General features: G+C 68.7%; 17 protein-coding genes. 9 read left to right on the top strand and 8 right to left on the bottom strand.

Annotation, left to right across the window (positions count from 1 at the left end; translation table 11 throughout):
- Positions 1-46 precede the first annotated feature (46 nt).
- From FQ142_RS09840 to mutM, 6 genes are all read left to right on the top strand, one after another.
- Positions 47-2,221, top strand: a complete 2,175-nt coding sequence (locus FQ142_RS09840; RefSeq protein ID WP_149423139.1) for an ATP-dependent DNA helicase RecG — start codon at positions 47-49, stop codon at positions 2,219-2,221.
- Between the two features lie 30 nt (positions 2,222-2,251).
- Complete coding sequence (gene coaD, locus FQ142_RS09835) at positions 2,252-2,749, top strand: pantetheine-phosphate adenylyltransferase (protein WP_045255248.1); 498 nt, start codon at positions 2,252-2,254, stop codon at positions 2,747-2,749.
- An 83-nt stretch (positions 2,750-2,832) separates the two neighbouring features.
- Positions 2,833-3,381, top strand: coding sequence for a YceD family protein (locus FQ142_RS09830; RefSeq protein WP_056417088.1), 549 nt, complete (start codon positions 2,833-2,835; stop codon positions 3,379-3,381).
- Between the two features lie 2 nt (positions 3,382-3,383).
- On the top strand, positions 3,384-3,593 hold the full coding sequence (gene rpmF / locus FQ142_RS09825) for a 50S ribosomal protein L32 (RefSeq protein WP_017830754.1): 210 nt from the start codon (positions 3,384-3,386) through the stop codon (positions 3,591-3,593).
- Positions 3,594-3,610: 17 nt separating this feature from the next.
- Entirely contained in the window at positions 3,611-4,303 is a 693-nt protein-coding gene (gene rnc / locus FQ142_RS09820) for a ribonuclease III (RefSeq protein WP_149423138.1), read from the top strand.
- Complete coding sequence (mutM, locus tag FQ142_RS09815; protein WP_149423137.1) at positions 4,296-5,159, top strand: bifunctional DNA-formamidopyrimidine glycosylase/DNA-(apurinic or apyrimidinic site) lyase; 864 nt, start codon at positions 4,296-4,298, stop codon at positions 5,157-5,159. The genes rnc and mutM overlap by 8 nt, the downstream gene beginning before the upstream one ends.
- A gap of 58 nt (positions 5,160-5,217) precedes the next feature.
- On the opposite strand, the gene FQ142_RS09810 is transcribed toward mutM, so the two are convergent.
- The 5 genes from FQ142_RS09810 to FQ142_RS09790 all read right to left on the bottom strand — a co-directional run bounded on the left by FQ142_RS09810 (position 5,218) and on the right by FQ142_RS09790 (position 9,785).
- Positions 5,218-6,540 carry an FtsX-like permease family protein gene (locus FQ142_RS09810; protein ID WP_149423136.1) on the bottom strand — a complete coding sequence of 441 codons (1,323 nt, stop codon included), beginning with the start codon at positions 6,538-6,540 and terminating at the stop codon, positions 5,218-5,220.
- The gene (locus FQ142_RS09805) at positions 6,537-7,232 is read right to left on the bottom strand and encodes an ABC transporter ATP-binding protein (protein ID WP_149423135.1); all 696 of its coding nucleotides are present in this window, start codon (positions 7,230-7,232) and stop codon (positions 6,537-6,539) included. The genes FQ142_RS09810 and FQ142_RS09805 overlap by 4 nt, the downstream gene beginning before the upstream one ends.
- 86 nt (positions 7,233-7,318) lie before the next feature.
- Complete coding sequence (locus tag FQ142_RS09800) at positions 7,319-8,404, bottom strand: GNAT family N-acetyltransferase (RefSeq protein WP_149423134.1); 1,086 nt, start codon at positions 8,402-8,404, stop codon at positions 7,319-7,321.
- Complete coding sequence (locus tag FQ142_RS09795; protein ID WP_149423133.1) at positions 8,401-9,489, bottom strand: GNAT family N-acetyltransferase; 1,089 nt, start codon at positions 9,487-9,489, stop codon at positions 8,401-8,403. Before FQ142_RS09795 ends, FQ142_RS09800 begins: the two co-directional genes overlap by 4 nt.
- 14 nt (positions 9,490-9,503) lie before the next feature.
- Positions 9,504-9,785, bottom strand: coding sequence for a hypothetical protein (locus FQ142_RS09790; protein ID WP_149423132.1), 282 nt, complete (start codon positions 9,783-9,785; stop codon positions 9,504-9,506).
- A 525-nt stretch (positions 9,786-10,310) separates the two neighbouring features.
- On the opposite strand from FQ142_RS09790, the gene smc reads away from it, so the two are divergent.
- The gene (smc, locus tag FQ142_RS09785; protein ID WP_149423131.1) at positions 10,311-13,850 is read left to right on the top strand and encodes a chromosome segregation protein SMC; all 3,540 of its coding nucleotides are present in this window, start codon (positions 10,311-10,313) and stop codon (positions 13,848-13,850) included.
- 188 nt (positions 13,851-14,038) lie between these two features.
- Here smc and FQ142_RS09780 read toward each other — a convergent pair whose 3' ends face one another.
- Positions 14,039-14,701 carry a hypothetical protein gene (locus FQ142_RS09780; RefSeq protein WP_149423130.1) on the bottom strand — a complete coding sequence of 221 codons (663 nt, stop codon included), beginning with the start codon at positions 14,699-14,701 and terminating at the stop codon, positions 14,039-14,041.
- 28 nt (positions 14,702-14,729) lie between these two features.
- Between FQ142_RS09780 and ftsY the strand changes: the two genes are divergently transcribed.
- Together ftsY and FQ142_RS09770 are read left to right on the top strand one after the other, a co-directional pair.
- Entirely contained in the window at positions 14,730-15,602 is an 873-nt protein-coding gene (gene ftsY / locus FQ142_RS09775; protein ID WP_045255238.1) for a signal recognition particle-docking protein FtsY, read from the top strand.
- A 44-nt stretch (positions 15,603-15,646) separates the two neighbouring features.
- Positions 15,647-16,147: a DUF2004 domain-containing protein gene (locus FQ142_RS09770; protein WP_056417120.1), complete on the top strand. Its 501-nt coding sequence runs from the start codon at positions 15,647-15,649 to the stop codon at positions 16,145-16,147.
- A 42-nt stretch (positions 16,148-16,189) separates the two neighbouring features.
- On the opposite strand, the gene lipA is transcribed toward FQ142_RS09770, so the two are convergent.
- Both lipA and lipB read right to left on the bottom strand, forming a co-directional pair.
- Positions 16,190-17,179, bottom strand: a complete 990-nt coding sequence (lipA, locus tag FQ142_RS09765; protein ID WP_149423129.1) for a lipoyl synthase — start codon at positions 17,177-17,179, stop codon at positions 16,190-16,192.
- Positions 17,176-17,835, bottom strand: a complete 660-nt coding sequence (gene lipB / locus FQ142_RS09760; protein ID WP_149423128.1) for a lipoyl(octanoyl) transferase LipB — start codon at positions 17,833-17,835, stop codon at positions 17,176-17,178. The genes lipA and lipB overlap by 4 nt, the downstream gene beginning before the upstream one ends.
- Positions 17,836-17,871 lie beyond the last annotated feature (36 nt).

The following is a 17,871-nucleotide window of genomic DNA, read 5'->3' as shown; positions in this document are numbered from 1 at the left end:
CAGCCGCGGTGCGCGTCGTGTCGGCGCCGCCTCCTAGACTCGGAGCATGTCGCTCACGCTCGATTCGTCGCTGGAGGACGCGCTCGGCGCGACACCGGCGAAGACCCTCGGTCGTGCATTCGGCATGAAGACGGTCGGCGACCTGCTCTCGCACTATCCGCGACGGTATGCCGACCCCGGCGAGCTCACGCCGATCCGGGAACTCCCGATCGGTGAGACCGTGACGATCGTCGCCGAGGTGCTGTCCTCGAGTGCACGGGCCATGCGCAACCGTCGGGGAGCGATGGTCGACGTGGTCATCGGCGACGGCATCGGCAAGATGTCGCTGACCTTCTTCGCGAAGAACCTGGCGGCGGCGAAATGGCGCTCCGACGACCTCGCGGTCGGGCGCCGTGGCGTGTTCTCCGGCAAGGTGGGCGAGTTCAACGGCATGACGCAGTTCGCGCATCCGGAATACGAGCTCTTCGACGATGAAGACGCCGCGCGGCGCCGCGCCGATGCCAGAGCAGCGGTGCTCATCCCGATCTATCCGGCGACCTCGACCCTGCAGACCTGGCAGATCGCGAAGTTCGTGGCTCGTGTCCTCGATGCGGTCGATGACGTCCCCGAACCGCTCGCCGACGACGTGCGGGCGCGGGAGGAGCTGCTGACGGCTCGCGAGGCGCTCGAACTGATCCACCGCCCCAAGACGCGCAACGACATCGACCCCGCGGTGCGCACCCTGCGCATGCACGAGGCGCTGACGCTGCAGACCGCGCTGCTGCAGCAGCGCGATGCGGTGCGGTCGCTCTCGGCGACGGCTCGACCTGCCAGGCCCGGAGGGCTGCTCGAGCGATTCGACGCATCCCTGCCCTACGACCTCACCCCCGATCAGCAGACGGTGGGAGCGCAGGTCGCCGACGACCTCGTCGGCTCCTGGCCGATGAACCGGCTGGTGCAGGGCGAGGTGGGCTCGGGAAAGACGCTAGTGGCGCTGCGCGCGATGCTCCAGGTCGCCGAGTCCGGTGGTCAGGCGGCGCTCATCGCACCGACCGAAGTGCTCGCCGGGCAGCACCTGCGCTCGATCGCCAAGATGCTCGGACCCCAGCTCGCGCCGTCGGTCATGCCGACGCTGCTGACCGGGCAGATGCCGGCGGCGGAGCGCCGCAAGGCGGCACTGCGGGTGGCGTCGGGTCAGGCGCTGATCGTGGTCGGCACGCATGCCCTGCTCGGTGAGAAGACGACCTTCGCGGATCTCGGTCTGGTCGTCGTCGACGAGCAGCACCGTTTCGGCGTGGAGCAGCGCGAGGCGCTCCGCGCGAAGGGATCGAGTCCGCACGCGCTCGTGCTCACGGCGACGCCCATCCCTCGCACCGTCGCGATGACGGTGTTCGGCGACCTCGACACCTCGGTGATCCGCACGATGCCGAAGGGCAGAGCGGGGATCGAGTCGTTCGTCGCACCGCTCGCGGAGCACCCGGGGTGGTTCAACCGGGTCTGGGACCGGGCTGCCGAGGAGATCGCGCAGGGGCGGCAGGTGTTCGCGGTCTGCGCCGCGATCGACACCGCGAAGAAGACGGCGGAGTCCGGCGAGCAGCCGCTCGCGCAACCGGAGGGGGCCACAGGTCCCCGGTGGGGCGTGGTGCAGCTCGACGAGGCGCTCGCGACGCACCCGCGGCTCGGAAGCGTGCGGCGCGCCGTGCTGCACGGACGCATGCCCTCGGACGAGAAGGACGCAGTGATGCAGGCCTTCGCCCGCGGAGAGATCGATCTGCTGGTGGCGACCACCGTGATCGAGGTCGGCGTCGATGTGCCGAACGCGTCGACGATGATCGTCCTCGACGCCGACCGGTTCGGCGTGTCGCAGCTGCATCAGCTGCGTGGCCGCGTGGGTCGAGGCGGAGTTCCCGGTCTCTGCCTGCTCGTGACCGAGGCGGAATCCGGCTCGGTCGCCCGCGAACGGGTCGATGCGGTGGCCGCCACCCTCGACGGGTTCGCCCTCGCCGAGGTGGATCTCGAGCTCCGCGGCGAGGGCGACGTGCTCGGCGCCGCGCAGGCGGGTGTGCGCTCGTCGCTCAAGCTGCTGCGCGTCGTCAAGGACTCCGGGCTCATCGTCAGGGCGCGGGAGCTCGCCGAGGGCATCCTCGCCGTCGACCCCGATCTCGTGGCCAACTCGGGTCTGCGATCGGCGATCGAGCGGCGTGTGACCGACGATGACCGCGCGGCACTCGCCAAGAACTGACCCCCGCGCCGCGTGCTTTAGGCTGGGGGAATGAGCAGTCGGATCGCTGTCGTCCCGGGTTCCTTCGATCCGCCGACCCTGGGTCATCTCGATGTGATCCGTCGCGCGGCGAAGCTGTATGACGAACTCCACGTGCTGGTCGTGCACAACCCCGGCAAAGAGGCGATGCTCCCGATCGCCCAGCGCATGTCGCTGATCGAGCAGTCCATTGCCGACGAGGGCATCGGTGACAACGTCGTGGTGGGCTCGTGGAGCATGGGCCTGCTCGTCGACTACGCGCGTGACGTGGGTGCAGGGGTGCTGGTCAAGGGCATCCGTTCGCAGATCGACGTCGCCTACGAATCGCCCATGGCGATCGTGAACCGTCACCTCGCCGACATCGAGACGGTCTTCCTGCTGCCCGATCCCGCGCACGCGCTCGTGTCGAGCTCGCTGGTGAGACAGGTCGCCGGTCTCGGCGGCGACGTGTCGCCGTTCGTACCGCCGGCCGTCGCGGCGTTCCTCGACACCGGCTCCCGCGGCATCTAGGACATCGCCGGGCGCCGTCGCGCTCAGCACGGAACCAGCCTCGGCCGCCCGAGAGCCGGTACCATTGCGGGGTGCGTTCCCGAATGAATGGTCCTTTCGTCCTGCCCGTCCGCGACATCGTCCGTAGGCCGGGCGAGATGCGCGAGCACGAGTTCTCGGTGACCCTGAAGGACGGCTGGGGAGAGGGGATCGTGGCCTTCGAGGCCGGGTCCGACCTCGACCTCGACGTCCGTCTGGAGTCCGTCCACGAGGGTATCCTGGTGTCCGGAACCGCCGATGCGGAGTACTCCGGTGTGTGCGGTCGCTGCCTCATCGACATCACCCGGCCCGTCGAAGTCGAGTTCCAAGAGCTTTTCGCGTATCCTGGTGAGGAAGAAACTGACTTCGAGGTTCAAGACGACCACGTGGATCTTGAAACTCTGGTCAGGGATGCTGCCGTACTGGCACTTCCTTTTCAGCCGGTGTGTCAGCCGGATTGCCCGGGTCTCGACCCGGAAACGGGCGAGAGGCTGACCGAGAGCACCGGAACGGAGCAGGCCGCTCCCATCGATCCTCGATGGAGTGCGCTCCAGAACATCACAGACCAAGACGGCACGGATGAATCTCGTGCCGCCGAGAAAGAAGAGAGCTAGTCATGGCTGGTAACCCCCCGAAGCGCAAGGTATCCCGTTCGAACACCCGCTCGCGCCGCGCGCAGTGGAAGGCGGCGCCCGTCGCGCTCGTCAAGACCATCGAGAACGGCCAGGTCGTCTACAGCCGCCCGCACCAGGCGAAGGTCGTCACCGACTCGCAGGGCACCGAGCTGTTCCTCGAGTACAAGGGTCGCAAGGTCGCCGACGTCTGAGTCGCGACTTCACTACTGTGACGAAGGTCCCTGAGGGGACGAGACCTCTCCCAGAGAAGCTCCGCGTCGATATCGACGCGGAGCTTCTGGAGTTGGCTCTCACCCATCGCTCCTACGCCTACGAGCATGGGGGCATCCCTCATAATGAGCGTCTGGAGTTCCTCGGCGACTCCGTTCTCGGCCAGGCCGTCACGGTGATGCTCTTCACCACGCACCCCACGCTCGACGAGGGGGAGCTCGCCAAGCGGCGCGCCAGCGTGGTGTCGACCGTCGCCCTGGCGGAGGTCGCACGAGCCATCGGGCTCGGCAGTCACCTGCGGTTGGGTCGGGGCGAGGAGCAGACCGGCGGACGCGACAAGGACTCGATCCTCGCCGACACCATGGAGGCCGTGATCGGGGCGACGTACCTGTCAGCAGGGCCCGACGCCGCGACCGAGCTCGTGCTGCGACTGACTGCACCGCTGCTGGCGGATCCCGAGCGCTACGGCGCCGCGATGGACCCGAAGACGAGTCTTCAGGAGCTCGCGGCTCGCGCCGGTTCGCCTCCGCCCGTGTACTCGGTCGAGGCGAGCGGTCCCGATCATGACCGTCGCTTCCTCGCGACCGTCGTCGTCGGCGATGTCGCGATGACCGGCAAGGGCAGCAGCAAGAAGACCGCCGAGATGGCTGCTGCTCTCAGCGCGTGGCGACTGCTGAACGAGCGTGCCTGAGCTTCCCGAGGTAGAAGTCGTCAGAGCCGGCCTCGCTCCGGCGGCCACGGGATCGACGATCACTGCGGTCTCGGTCCTCGATGAGAGGGCTCTCACCCGTCACCTCGCCGGCGCGGCCGACTTCGTGTCCCGTCTCGAGGGCCGCACGTTCTCCGGAGCCGAGCGGCGTGGCAAGTTCCTCTGGCTGCCGCTCGACTCCGACGACGATGCACTGATCGCGCACCTGGGCATGAGCGGACAGATGCTCCTGCGTGCTCCGGATGCCGCAGCCGAACGCCATGAGCGGATCCGCATCTTCGTCGAGCATCCTCAGCACGGCGAGCTCGCGATCGTCTTCGCCGACCAGCGCACCTTCGGCTCGCTCGCCGTCGATCGTCTGGTGCCGGACGGCCCGTCTCGCATCCCCACCCAGGTCGTGCACATCGCGCGGGACCCCGTCGATCCGCTCTTCCACGACGCCGACTTCGTGCGCGCGCTGCGACGCCGCCGCAGTGCCGTCAAGCGGGTGCTGCTCGACCAGCAGGTCATCAGCGGCGTGGGGAACATCTACGCCGACGAGTCGCTGTGGGCGGCGCGCATCCACCCCGAGACTCCCGCCGACGCGATCTCGACCGCGGCGGTGAAGCGGCTGCTCGCCGAGATCAGGATCGTGCTGGCGAAGGCACTCGCCGAGGGCGGGACGAGCTTCGATTCGCAGTACGTGAACGTGAACGGCCAGGCCGGCTACTTCGCGCACTCCCTGAACGCGTACGGGCGGGGCGGCCAGCCGTGCCCCCGATGCGGCACCCTGATCGTCCGTGAGGCGTTCATGAACCGTTCGAGCCACTACTGCCCGAGGTGCCAGCGACGCCGCTGAGCGCTCGCTCGCACCTCGGACCTGCGCCCTCGTCCTGCGGGGGATGAGGCACACGGCGTCATACAGCGCGGAACGAGCGGCCCAGCAGCGGCGCGGTCGCCCGGGTGCTGGCCCACACCACCGCGATGCCGAGCGCAAGGACTCCTCCGATCGTGAGCAGGGATTCCGGGGCGACGATCAGCGCGATGCCGAGCAGTGGGAATACGAGCACGGCCGCGCACAGGGCGGAACCGAGCGCGGTGATCAGCAGCGGCGACATGATCGCACGCTGACGGGCACGGTCGACGGTCGAGACCGGCACACCGAGTCGGTGCAGACTCTGGTGCAGCTCTCTCTGGTCGAGAACAGCGGACGCCTGGTTCACCCCGACGGACGCGGCGACCATCAGGAACGAGCCGACGAGTGTGATGATGAGCCCCGTGCGCATGTCGGCGGCGAGCGCGGCGTCCGAGGCCGCGGCGGCCTCGCTGCCCATCGCGTTGATCAGCGAGACGCCGGTTCCGGCGAACACGGCCATGAAGCTGGCCATGGCGATTCCGCTGACCTGACGCCAGGCAGCCTTGGGCGCGTCGAGCACCATGCGCGCGGCGAGCAGCCTCTCGGGTGTCTGCGCTCGACGCAGGTGTCGCGATGCGGTGATCTTGAGCACCCATGGTCCGATGACGTTGAGCACCGCGAGTGCGAGCGCGAACGTGATCGCGAGCACGGTGATCGTGACGGCGAGTCCGGCGACCGTGGGGAAGACCTTCACCACGGCGAATGCGACCACGATGGCCGCGACGCCGAGGACGGCACGAATCCAGTGCACGGGTGCGGCCGTCGCCCGCAACCGCACGCCCAGCGGCGAGATGATCACGCGCCGCAGTCCGAGGGCGGAGCTTCCCGCGGCGACGACGAGGATGCCGCCGACGACCGCTGCGACGCCCCCCGGGTTCAGCAGCACCGCGTCGAGCCCGAGGGAGGCACCACGGAAGGGGATCAGTCCGATCAGCGGTGAGATCAGGAGGTAGGCGAGCACCCCGATGATCGCACCGGCAGCGGCGACCACGACCGACTCGATCACTGTGGCGACCCCCACACCCATCGGCGTGACGCCGAGCAGACGCAGGGTGGAGAGCCGCTCGTCCCGCCGTCGAGCGGAGAGTCGGGCCGCGGCGCCGCCGAGGGTCGTCAGCGGCACCACCAGCAGTACGAGAGCGATCGCGGCCAGCGCCTGATAGATCGGGGCGAAGTCGTCGGTCCATCCCCAGAACGACTGTGCGCCGCCGACGACGGTGAGCACGAGGGCGGTCACCACGCCGAAGGCGACGATGGGCAGCACCACCACACCGGTCTGCTCCTTCGTGGGACGCAGGAGCAACGCGAGCACGTTCGGGTTCATGCGGACACCCCCGAGGACGCGGCCATGCCATCGCGGACCGCGACGATGCGGGAGCACCGTGCGGCGACCTCAGGGTCGTGGGTGACGACGAGCAGGGTGCGTCCCTGGCCGGTCGTCGACCACAGGAGCGCGTCCATCACCTCCTGCGAGGTATGCGAGTCCAGGGCGCCGGTGGGCTCGTCGGCGAACACCAGATCGGCGCCGGTCGCCTGTGCGCGCGCGATCGCGACGCGTTGGGCCTGACCGCCGGAGAGCTCGCCGATGCGGCGATCCTCCATTCCGGCGAGACCGAGCGCCGCGAGCCAGGCGGCCGCGTGCGTCACGGCATCCGCTCGCTTCACGCCGTTGATCATCGAGGCGAGCGCGACGTTCTCGACGGCGGTGAGCTCGGGGATGAGCAGGCCCTGCTGGAAGACGAAGCCGAACCGCTCCCGTCTCAGACGCGAGCGTGCGGACTCGCCGAGAGCGGACAGCTCGATCGCGGCGCCGGTCGCGGGGCGGTACGTCACGGATCCGGTGTCAGGGACGATGATGCCGGCGAGCACGTGCAGCAGGGTGGATTTACCCGAGCCGGATGCGCCCATGATCGCGACGGATTCGCCGCGTGTGATGGACAGATCCACTCCGGCGAGAGCATGTGTCTCGCCGTAGGTCTTGGTCAGAGCGTGCGCGTCGAGGACGGAGTTGTTCATGTGTCCAGCCTCGCTGCAGACACCCGATCGGTGCATCGGTCAGGCGGATGATCCGCCTCGCGCCGAGTACACCGATCGGATGACCTTCACAGCCGCTTCTGCCATGCCCCCGAGTACGAGACCGGGACGAAGCCGAGGGCTTCGTTGATGCTCAGCATCGGACGGTTCTCCTCCGCGTTGAAGGTCGAGACCGTCGACGACCGGGGCATGACCTCGCGCCAGTGCAGGAGGTTCACGGTCTTCACCAGTGCGCCCAGACGGTGACCTCGGTGCGCGCTCGAGACCAGTGTGCCGAACTGATGGGTCACTCCGGTGCGGTCCGCGCCGATGAGCAGCTCGTTGTAGGCGACGATCTCGCCCGTGGGGATGTGCTGCACGGCCACGATCGAAAGCGCCTGCCCGGCTCCGGTGAGGCGTCGCTCCCGGCGCTTCACCCGGTCGGCGTCCCACACCTCGGCCACGAAGTCCATGTCGCCGCTCGGCGCATCCGTCGAGAGACGAGCGAGGATCGCCGCGTACCCGGGGCGGAGCTGCGGGGGAGTCGGCGCCATCCACTGCAGGACGCGATAATCCTGACCGGCGGCCGACTCCGCGGCCAGCCTCGCCGCGTGCAGGGGCGCCGGGTCCGCGCGGAGGTCGAACTCACTGTTGCGCTCGACCTGCTCGAGTTCGTATCCGTGTGCCTCCAGCAGGTCGGACAGGGGGATCGCCGGGATGCGCCCCCACCCGGTGCGCGGCGCGAGCATGCGCTCCTTCTCGAGGGGGCGGTGCAGCGACCAGATCTGCACCAGCGAGCGACCGTGGGCGCGTGCCTCGGTCTCGGCCAGCGAGAGCAGGGCGTCTTCGACCCCCTGCCCCCAGTACCGCTCGGGCACCATCAGGTCGACCTCCGCGGCGTGCGCGTCCTCCTCCTGGGCGTAGTCGATCGTGATCATGCCGACGATCTCGTCTCCGCGCCGCGCGACGAAACCCGTGTGGAGGGTGTCGGTCCCGTCCTGCCACCCGGCCAGCAGCTGAGCGGCGTCAGGGGCGAGATCCGGGAGACCGACGCTCTCGTCGCAGATCTGCCGGTTCAGGTCCGCATAGGCGCGGAAGTCCGCGGCATCCTCGTCATCGAGCGAGCTCGGAACGGTCAGAGGGGAGATGGTCGGTGCGATCTCGATGGTGGTCATGTCAGGTCTTTCTTCCAGGCGCCCTCATAGGCGATGGCTGTGAAGCCCATGGCCTCGTTGATGGCGAGCATGGGCCGATTCTCCTCGGCGTTGTAGGTGATGATGTCCGTCGACTCCGGTGCGATGTCGATCCACGAGAGCATCGCGGCGCACTTCACCAGCTGGCCGAGACGGTGGCCACGGTGCTCTTTCAGGACCAGAGTGTCGTGCTGATGCGTCGTGCCCGTGCGGTCGGGGCCGATGCCGAGCTCGGTGAAAGCCGCCAGCGCACCCGTCTCGAGGTGCTGTGCGACCGTGACCTGGAATTCCTGGCCCATCTCGGCCAGACGCGCCTCACCCGCGATCAGGCGCTCCGCATCCCACGCCTCCTCGTCCGCTTCGAGATCCGCCGACGGGGCGTCGGTGGACATACGCGACTTGAGCCATGCGTAGCCGTCCCGGTGCTCGGGTGGGGTGGGCGCCATCCACTGTCGCACTCGATAGCCCGGTGAATGCGCCTTCGCCTCCTCGAGAAGCGAGGCGGCGAGAGCGCGCGCATCCGGCGTCAGGTCGAGACGGCTCACGCGATACACCTGCTCGAGGGTGAAGCCGTGGCGCAGCAGGAACCGCGCGACATGGTCGTCCGGCACGCTTCCGAACCCGGTGCGCGCCTCCAACCGTGCGCCGTCGCTCGCCTGCTGCTCGGTCCAGTTCTGGATGACGGTGCGACCGTGCGCGCGCACGACAGCCTCCAGGTGCGGCAGGACGGCCGTCCCGATGCCGCGACCCCAGACCCGCGGATGCAGTTCGATCGAGGCGATGGCGACCTTCGACCCCTCTTCGTGAGGGATGTCGACCACCGCGCGACCGACCATCTCGCCGGCGTCGCGCACGATCCACGCGACCGTGGTCCGCTCCGCCCGGGAGCGGAGCAGAGGCAGCAGCGCCTCGGGGGTGAGGTCCTGCTCGGTGCGCCCCGTCAACTCGCGGTACACCTCGTTGCGGACACGGGACAGCTCGCGGAACTCGGCCGCGTCCGCGGCATCCGCCCGTGCCGGCAGCACGAGCGGATGCAGCGTCGCGTCCTCGATCAGAGAGATGCTCATCTGAGGCCTCCAGGTCATCGCAGCTGACGCTGCAGGTCGTAGGTGAGCAGGGCGAACGATTCGGCGGGGGGTCGTTCCCGGCGGTCGAGATGCAGCGAGTCGTACGCCGCGGGCGGTGCGACACGCCGCTCGCGACGCGGTCGCTGCGCCCGCTGGAGCAGCCAGAGGCCGATCCGCAGTGACAGACGATCCGCGAGCGCGAGACGACGCAGCTCGTCGGGAGCGGGGAGATGGAGGACCAGCTGGTCCTCGGTATCGGGCGGGTGGGTGAGGTTGCGGTGCAACGTCGTGTTCACGATGGTCCTTCGAGTGTGTGTGGTGCGGGGAGCAGCACGGGCGCCGTCGACGCGGAGCGGGGGCGCGGTGCAGCGGTGCGCGATCCGGGTCGCGCCGAAGGCGCGACCGCCGGATGCGGCGGGGATCCGTGCTCCGAGGCAGAGCAGAGGGTGGGCGTGCGGACACGCGTCAGAGGATGCCCGAGACGGGCGGTGCGCAGCGGATGGCGCCGCGCGGGGTCCTCGGCTCTACGAGAGAGAGCTGGTGTGGACGCCGGCGGCTACCGAATGCGCGAGACGCGGCGCGAACGGCGCGGCGAGGCCAGTGGCCTGTGCAGTGATTGTGATCATCATCGGTAACCTCCTTTCGTGTGGCGATCCGCAGGTTACGGTAGCGACACCCGGGCGTGTCCGTCAAGCACAGGCGTGTCCGGTCGGCGTGTCGCGAGGGCATCGAGTTCACCGACGGCCAGCGCGGGATGCCTGTCCTGCCGCGTGATTCCGGTAGCGTATGGGCGTGATCCACCCCCGAAGCGCGGTACGCGCATGCATCTGAAGAGCCTGACCCTCAAGGGGTTCAAGTCCTTCGCGCAGCCCACGAGCTTCGTCTTCGAACCGGGTGTCACCTGCATCGTCGGGCCCAACGGATCCGGCAAGTCCAACGTCGTCGACGCCCTCGCCTGGGTCATGGGCGAACAGGGGGCCAAGACCCTGCGTGGCGGCAAGATGGAGGACGTCATCTTCGCCGGGACCTCGACGAGGGGGCCGCTGGGGCGTGCCGAGGTGCAGCTCACGATCGACAACAGCGACGGCGCGCTGCCCATCGAGTTCGCAGAGGTGACGATCAGCAGGACCCTGTTCCGCAGCGGCTCGAGCGAATACGCCATCAACGGGGAGACCTGTCGCCTGCTCGACCTGCAGGAACTGCTCAGCGACTCCGGGCTCGGGCGCGAGATGCACGTCATCGTCGGCCAGGGTCGTCTCGACACCGTGCTGCAGGCGTCCCCCGAGGACCGACGCGGCTTCATCGAAGAAGCCGCAGGCATTCTCAAGCACCGGCGGCGCAAGGAGAAGACGCTCCGCAAGCTCGATGCGATGGAGACGAACCTCACACGCCTCAGCGACCTCGCGGGGGAGATCCGCCGCCAGCTGAAGCCGCTCGGGCGCCAGGCCGAGGTGGCCAGAGAAGCTGCGACGATCGCCGCCGTGGTCCGCGACGCCAAAGCCCGTATCTTCGCCGACGACGTCGTCGCGCTCCGGACCGCTCTGGCAGACCACACCCGCACGGAGCACGAGCGTCACACCGAGCGTCTGGTGCTCTCGGATCAGGCCGAGGCCGTTCGAGCCGGCATCGCGCGGCTCGAACAGGACCAGAACTCCGTCGCGGTCGACCAGGCACGCGGGGTCGCCTTCGGGCTCGAACAGGTTCAGGAGCGGATGCGAGGGCTGTACACCCTCGCGAATCAGCGACTCGCGCTCCTCGGTTCCGAGGAGGACGATGCGGCCGTGACCTCGGTCACCGTGACGCAGAGCACGATCGATGAGGCGAAGGACGAGATCACCGAGATCTCGGCCGGACTCGGCGATGCCCAGGAATCGGCGACGGCGGCGAGCAGGGAGGTCATGCTGGCGCGGGCCGAACTCGACACCCTCGACGTCGACATCGCCGAGCAGAGCGCTCTGGTCTCGGCCTACGACATGCGCATCAGCTCTCTGCGGGGCACGGCGGATGCTGCGGCATCGGCTCTGGCAGCTGTGCGCGGCGCGGTGCTCCGCCAGCAGAACGCGCTCGAGGCCGCCGAGAACCGGCGACGCGAGGCCGCGGAGGCGCTCGAGGCGATCGACGACACCGAGGCACCCGAGGGGACGGCGGCCGAGCACTCAGCCGCATACGAGACCGCGCAGCGCGCTGCGACGGCTGCGGAGACCGAGCGCGAGGCATTGCGGGAGCGGCTGCACGCGGCGGAGCGCGAAGTCGACGCGCTCACCGCGAAGTCCGCCGCACTCGGCAGCGCATTGGCCATCTCCGGCGGCGCGGCGGAGATCGTCAAGGCCGGCGGTCGCGGCATCCGTGGTCTGGTCGGCGATTCCGTGCAGGTCAGAGCCGGATTCGAAGCGGCCATCGCCGCGGTCCTCGGCCCGCTCGCCGAGGGGGTGCTGGTCGGCGATTCCGCCGACGCGTTCTCCCTCGCCCACGATGCGGCCACACAGCGCAGGGGAGTGGTCGACTTCGTGGTCGCCGATGCTCCGAGGCCTGTGGTCCAGCTCCCCGAGATCGATGGCGTGACTCCCGCGGTCGACACGGTCACCGCACCTGAGGGGGTGCTCGGCATCCTCTCGCACGTGCTGATCGCCGACGGGCTGGACGCGGCTCGCGGCGCCCGCGCCGCACTCGATGCCACCGGAGACACCACCACGACGATCGTCACCACCGGAGGCGATGTCGTCACCGCGCAGACTCTGCGCACAGGGTCGGGTGGCGAGCGATCGAGACTCGAGCTCGCGGCTGAGCGTGATGCCGCGAACGAGCGGCTCGCTGAGGTGCAGGTGATCGTCGACACTCTGCGCGAGGCGCGCGAGGAGGCGAACGAGACCGTCGAGGTCTCTCGTCGACACGCCAAGGACGCGCTGCGGGCTCTGCGCGAGCACGACGCAGCGCTCGCCAGCCACGCCGAGCAGGTGAACCGCATCACGGTCACGCATGAGTCGGCGGTCGCCGAGTGCGAGCGCCTCGAGGCCGGTATGGAGCAGGCGCAGACGGCTGTCGAAGACGCCGCGGCGAAGGCGGAGTCCACGAAGGCCGAGTTGGAGGCTGCGGTATCGGCGCCGCGCCCTGTGCTCGATGCATCCGCTCGCGACGGACTTCTGGAGACGCTCGAACTCGCCCGGGAGGCCGAGGTGCGGGCGCGACTCGACATCGAGACGCTGCGAGAGCGCGTGCGCTCGGCGCAGTCGCGGGTCGCGAGTCTGGAGCGACAGCGCGAACAGGAGCGGGATGCCGCGGCCGAGGCCGCCCGCCGTGCGGTCATCAGGAGGGCGCAGCGCGAAGCCGCCGCCGGTGTCGCATCGGAGCTGCCGCGGATCCTGGATTCGATAGATCGTTCCGTCACCGAGGCGCGAGTCGTGCTGGCGGAGGCGGAGGCTGCGCGATCGGCGCAGAACGAGGAGCTCACCGCGCTGCGTGCGCAGGAGTCGTCGCTGCGCGAGCGTCTCGCCGGGCTCACCGAGAGCGTGCACGGACTCGAACTGCAGATCCACGAGAAGAAGCTCCACCTCAACAGCCTCCTGGAGCGCGTCGCCTCGGAGCTCGCGCTCGACGAAGATATTCTCGTTACGGAATATGGTCCGGACCAGCTCGTTCCTCGCGACCCCGGCGCCGCGCCGAGCGATGAGGACCACGCGGACGACTCGGCGATCCCGTTCGATCGCCGCATCCAGCAGCGTCGACTCGCCGACGCGGAACGCAAGCTCGCCCAGCTCGGTCGCGTCAATCCGCTCGCGCTGGAGGAGTTCGCGGCCCTCGAGCAGCGGCACGCCTTCCTCACCGAGCAGCTGGCAGATCTGACCCAGACCCGCCAGGACCTGCTGACCATCATCGCCGACCTCGACGAGCGCATGCAGATCATCTTCGCGAGCGCCTTCGAGGACACCAAACGGGCATTCGGCGAAGTGTTCCCGCTGCTCTTCCCCGGTGGTTCCGGCAGTATCTCGCTCACCGATCCCGACAACATGCTGACCACCGGCATCGAGGTCTCTGTGCGACCTGTCGGCAAGAAGATCGAGCGGCTGTCGCTGCTCTCCGGTGGTGAGCGCTCGCTCGCGGCGGTGGCGCTGCTGGTCGCCATCTTCAAAGCGCGGCCGAGCCCGTTCTACATCCTCGACGAGGTCGAGGCGGCTCTCGACGACGCGAACCTCGGTCGGCTCCTGACGGTGTTCGAACAGCTTCGCGAGAGCTCGCAGCTCCTGGTCATCACGCACCAGAAGCGCACGATGGAGATCGCGGATGCGCTCTACGGCGTCTCGATGCGCCAGGACGGCGTCTCCGCCGTCGTCGGACAGCGTGTCGGAGACCGCGCCGCCGGCTGACGCGGCATCCTCAGGTCGACACGCCGCTTCACACCTCCGCCTGCCGCTCGGGCGTGGATTCGCCCCGCCCGGGTACGGATTCGGATGCCGTGTCGCGCCACGCCGGCCGGAGATTCGGATAGCGGGCGCGCCGCCTCCGTCATCCGAAGTTGTGCTCAGGGCGCGGCCGGAGCCGGTGTGGGGGATCGTCAGGCGCGGAGATCTGCAGTGAAACTGCTCACGAGTTCGCGGAAGCCCGGGGCATCCTGCGGTCTGTGCCCGTGACCGCTCAGGATCTCGTGGGCGGCACCTCCACGCGTGAGGTCGGCGGCGATCTGCTCGTACTCGTCGTTCCAGCCACCGGTCACGACCAGGGTCGGGATGCCGTGCAGCATCCGCTCGCGCACTCCGTGGCCCCAGGGAAGAGCTGTCCGAGCCCAGCGCTGGGCGAGGGCCTGCTCGGCGTCCCACTGCTCGGGCCGGAAGGACCCTCCGAACATGGCGGGGCGCAGCATCATCCAGAATCCACGGAGATCACCGGCTGCGGCCAGTGCCCGAGCCTCGGTGACGATCGCGATGTGGCGTTCGACGGATGCGTGCCCGCGGGAGATGTCGTACAGGGCCGGCTCGACGAGGACCATCCCGGCCACGTCGAGGTGAGCTGCGGCGAGCACGGTCGGCACCGCGCCGATGGAGTGAGCGACGAAGAGCGTTCGAGCGTGCGCTCGTGTCGACAGGAGCTCGCTCACCTGCGTGGAGATCGCGCTGTCGGGGGTGAACGAGACGAAGTCGCCGTCCGCGGCGTCGATCCTCGGCCATGCGTCCGTGCCACGCCGTCCGGCGCCATGGACGAACACGTGTTCGGGAGGCATCTCAGGATGGTACCCGTAGGCTGGACCCATGGCGGAGAAGTCCTGGTCCCTCACCCGAGCACTGCGCGGGATGTTCGTCAAGCCCACGATCGATGAGACGACGTGGGAGGACCTCGAGACGGCCCTGATCACGGCCGACTTCGGCCCGGACATCAGCGAGCGCGTCGTCGACGAGCTGCGCGAGAAGGTCGAGCGCTTCCGCACGACCGATCCACAGGATCTGCAGCGCATGCTCCGTGAGACTCTCGAGGAGCATTTCGCGAAGTTCGATACGACGCTGAAGCTCACCGAACGCCCGGCCGTGGTGCTCGTCGTCGGAGTGAACGGGGTCGGCAAGACCACGACCATCGGAAAGTTCACCAAGTTCCTCCGCGGATTCCAGCGCAGCGTGGTCGTCGGCGCTGCGGACACGTTCCGCGCGGCCGCGGTCGATCAGCTCGCCACCTGGGCTCAGCGTGGCGGCGCGGCTATCGTGCGCCCGCAGCAGGAGGGGCAGGATCCGGCATCCGTCGCGTTCCAGACCATCGAGTACGCCAAGCGCGAAGGCATCGAGATCGCGATCATCGACACTGCCGGTCGGCTGCACACCAAGGGTGGACTGATGGACGAGCTCACCAAGATCCGTCGGGTGATCGAGAAGCAGGCTCCGATCAGCGAGGTCCTGCTCGTCCTCGACGCCACCACCGGGCAGAACGGCGTCATGCAGGCCGAGGCGTTCCTCGAGCACGCGGGGGTGACGGGACTCGTCCTCACGAAGCTCGACGGCTCCGCCAAAGCGGGCTTCGTCCTCGCCGTCCAGGAGCGCACCGGCATCCCGGTCAAGCTCCTCGGACAGGGCGAGGGAATCGACGACCTCACCGGATTCACCCCCCATGTCTTCGTCCAGTCGCTCGTCGGCTGACGACGGGACTACCGCCGCGAGCACGAGGCTGGTTTCATAGCGTTATGGCGATCGAACACGACTACTTCGGACTCCTGTCGTCAGGACCCGACGGCTCGATCTTCTGGTCGGAGACCGTGGAGCTCGGCGACCAGAGCGTCACCGTCGATCTCACGGCCCCCGATCAGGACGACGTCTCCACCGACGCCCTGGACATCGCGGCATCGCTGATCGCCGGGCTGGAGAGCGTCGATGACACCTCCCGCCGCGGGATGCTCGCAGAGGTCGACGATCGCACCAGCGAGGTGACCGAGTACATCCTGCAGCAGCAGGAGGCGTACGGCGACGAGCTGGAGGAGGTGCTGGTCGATGTGAGCGGCGATGCCGCCGTCGACATCATCCGCTCGCTGCGGTTGATGAGCATGACGATCCTGGCTGACGAGCACGGGGGATCCGAGCCGTTCGCGGTGCTCGAGTACGCACTCGACGCCGGCACCACCGACGACGTGCTGCTCGTGAACCTCGGTTCCGACGGCAGCGTGCAGTCGGTGATGAGCGCCGACTGAGAGGTCGGCACCGGCGGGACTCCGTATGGCGGACGCCGGTGCTCAGACGGCCTGAGCGAACCCGAGGTCGGCGCTCTCTGCGATGTGCGCGAGGTGCGGGGGGATCTCCCGTCCCTTCGACACCATCGACTGAGCCCACAGGCGGCCCGCGCGGTACGACGAGCGCACCAGCGGACCCGCGAGCACGCCGAGGAACCCGATCCGCTCCGCTTCCTCCTTGAACTCCACGAACTCGGCGGGCTTGACCCAGCGGGACACCGGCAGGTGCCGGGGCGACGGGCGCAGGTACTGCGTGATGGTGATGATGTCGCACCCGGCGTCATGCAGGTCGTGCAGCGCCTGAACCACCTCCTCCGGCTCCTCGCCCATGCCGAGGATGAGATTGGACTTGGTGATCAGGCCCGCGTTGCGTCCCTGCGTGAGGACGTCGAGGGAGCGCTCGTAACGGAACGCCGGACGGATGCGCTTGAAGATGCGGGGCACCGTCTCGACATTGTGCGCGAACACCTCGGGACGCGCGTCGAAGATCTGGCCGAGGAATGCGGGATCGGCATTGTGCTCGTTGGCGAGCAGCTCGACACCGGTGTTCGGGTTGAGCTCGTGGATCCTGCGGACGGTCTCGGCGTTGAGCCATGCGCCCGTGTCGGGGAGGTCGTCGCGGGCCACGCTCGTCACGGTGGCGTAGCGGAGGTTCATACGCGCGACGCTCTCGGCGACGCGGCGGGGCTCGTCGGTGTCGTAGGCATCCGGCTTCCCCGTGTCGATCTGGCAGAAGTCGCAGCGTCTCGTGCACTGCGAACCGCCGATGAGGAACGTCGCCTCCCGATCCTCCCAGCACTCGAAGATGTTGGGGCAGCCGGCCTCCTGGCACACCGTGTGCAGGTCTTCGCTCTTCACCAGCGAATGCAGAGCCGTGTACTCGGGTCCCATCTTCGCCTTGGTCTTGATCCACTCGGGCTTGCGCTCGATCGGGGTCTCCGCATTGCGGATCTCGAGGCGGAGGAGCTTGCGTCCCTCGGGTGCGGCGGTCATGCGGGAACTCCTGCGTGGTGGGGGGTCGAGTACTCGGCGAGGAAGGCGGTGGACACCGCGTCGATGACGTCGGCGGGGGAGATGTCCGCTCCGACGACCTCGCTCACCGTCGTGACGCCTGCGTCGGTGATGCCGCAGGGGATGATGCCCCCGAAGCCGGCGAGGCTGTTGTCGCAGTTGATCGCGAAGCCGTGCATGGTGACGCCCTGCTGCACGCGCACGCCGATCGCGGCGACCTTGTCCTCCGAGAGGGGGCGACGCACCCAGACGCCGCTGCGGCCGTCGACCTGATACCCGTCGACTCCGAGCGGACGGAGCACGTCGATCAGCAGGCGCTCGAGGCGGCGGACATGGGCGACCACGTCCATCGGCTCGGGAAGACGGACGATCGGATATCCCACGAGCTGCCCCGGACCGTGCCAGGTGATCTTCCCTCCTCGGTCGACATCGATGACGGGCGTGCCGTCGTGAGGTCTCTCCTGCGGTTCCGTGCGCTTCCCCGCCGTGTACACGGCCTCGTGCTCCAGCAGGATCAGGGTGTCGGGGCGATCGCCCGCGACCACGTCGGCATGCACGCGGCGCTGCAGATCCCATCCCTCGGGATAGGGGACGTAGTCGGGCGCGAGGCGCGGAGTCAGGATGTCGAGCGTGGTCATGTCACTCCCACTCGGGATAGATGGATTGCGTCTAAC

The organism is Microbacterium sp. ANT_H45B (genome assembly GCF_008369345.1).
Lineage (GTDB): Bacteria > Actinomycetota > Actinomycetes > Actinomycetales > Microbacteriaceae > Microbacterium.
Note: the sequence above shows the minus strand (reverse complement) of the source record. Positions and strands in the feature narration are given on the sequence as shown.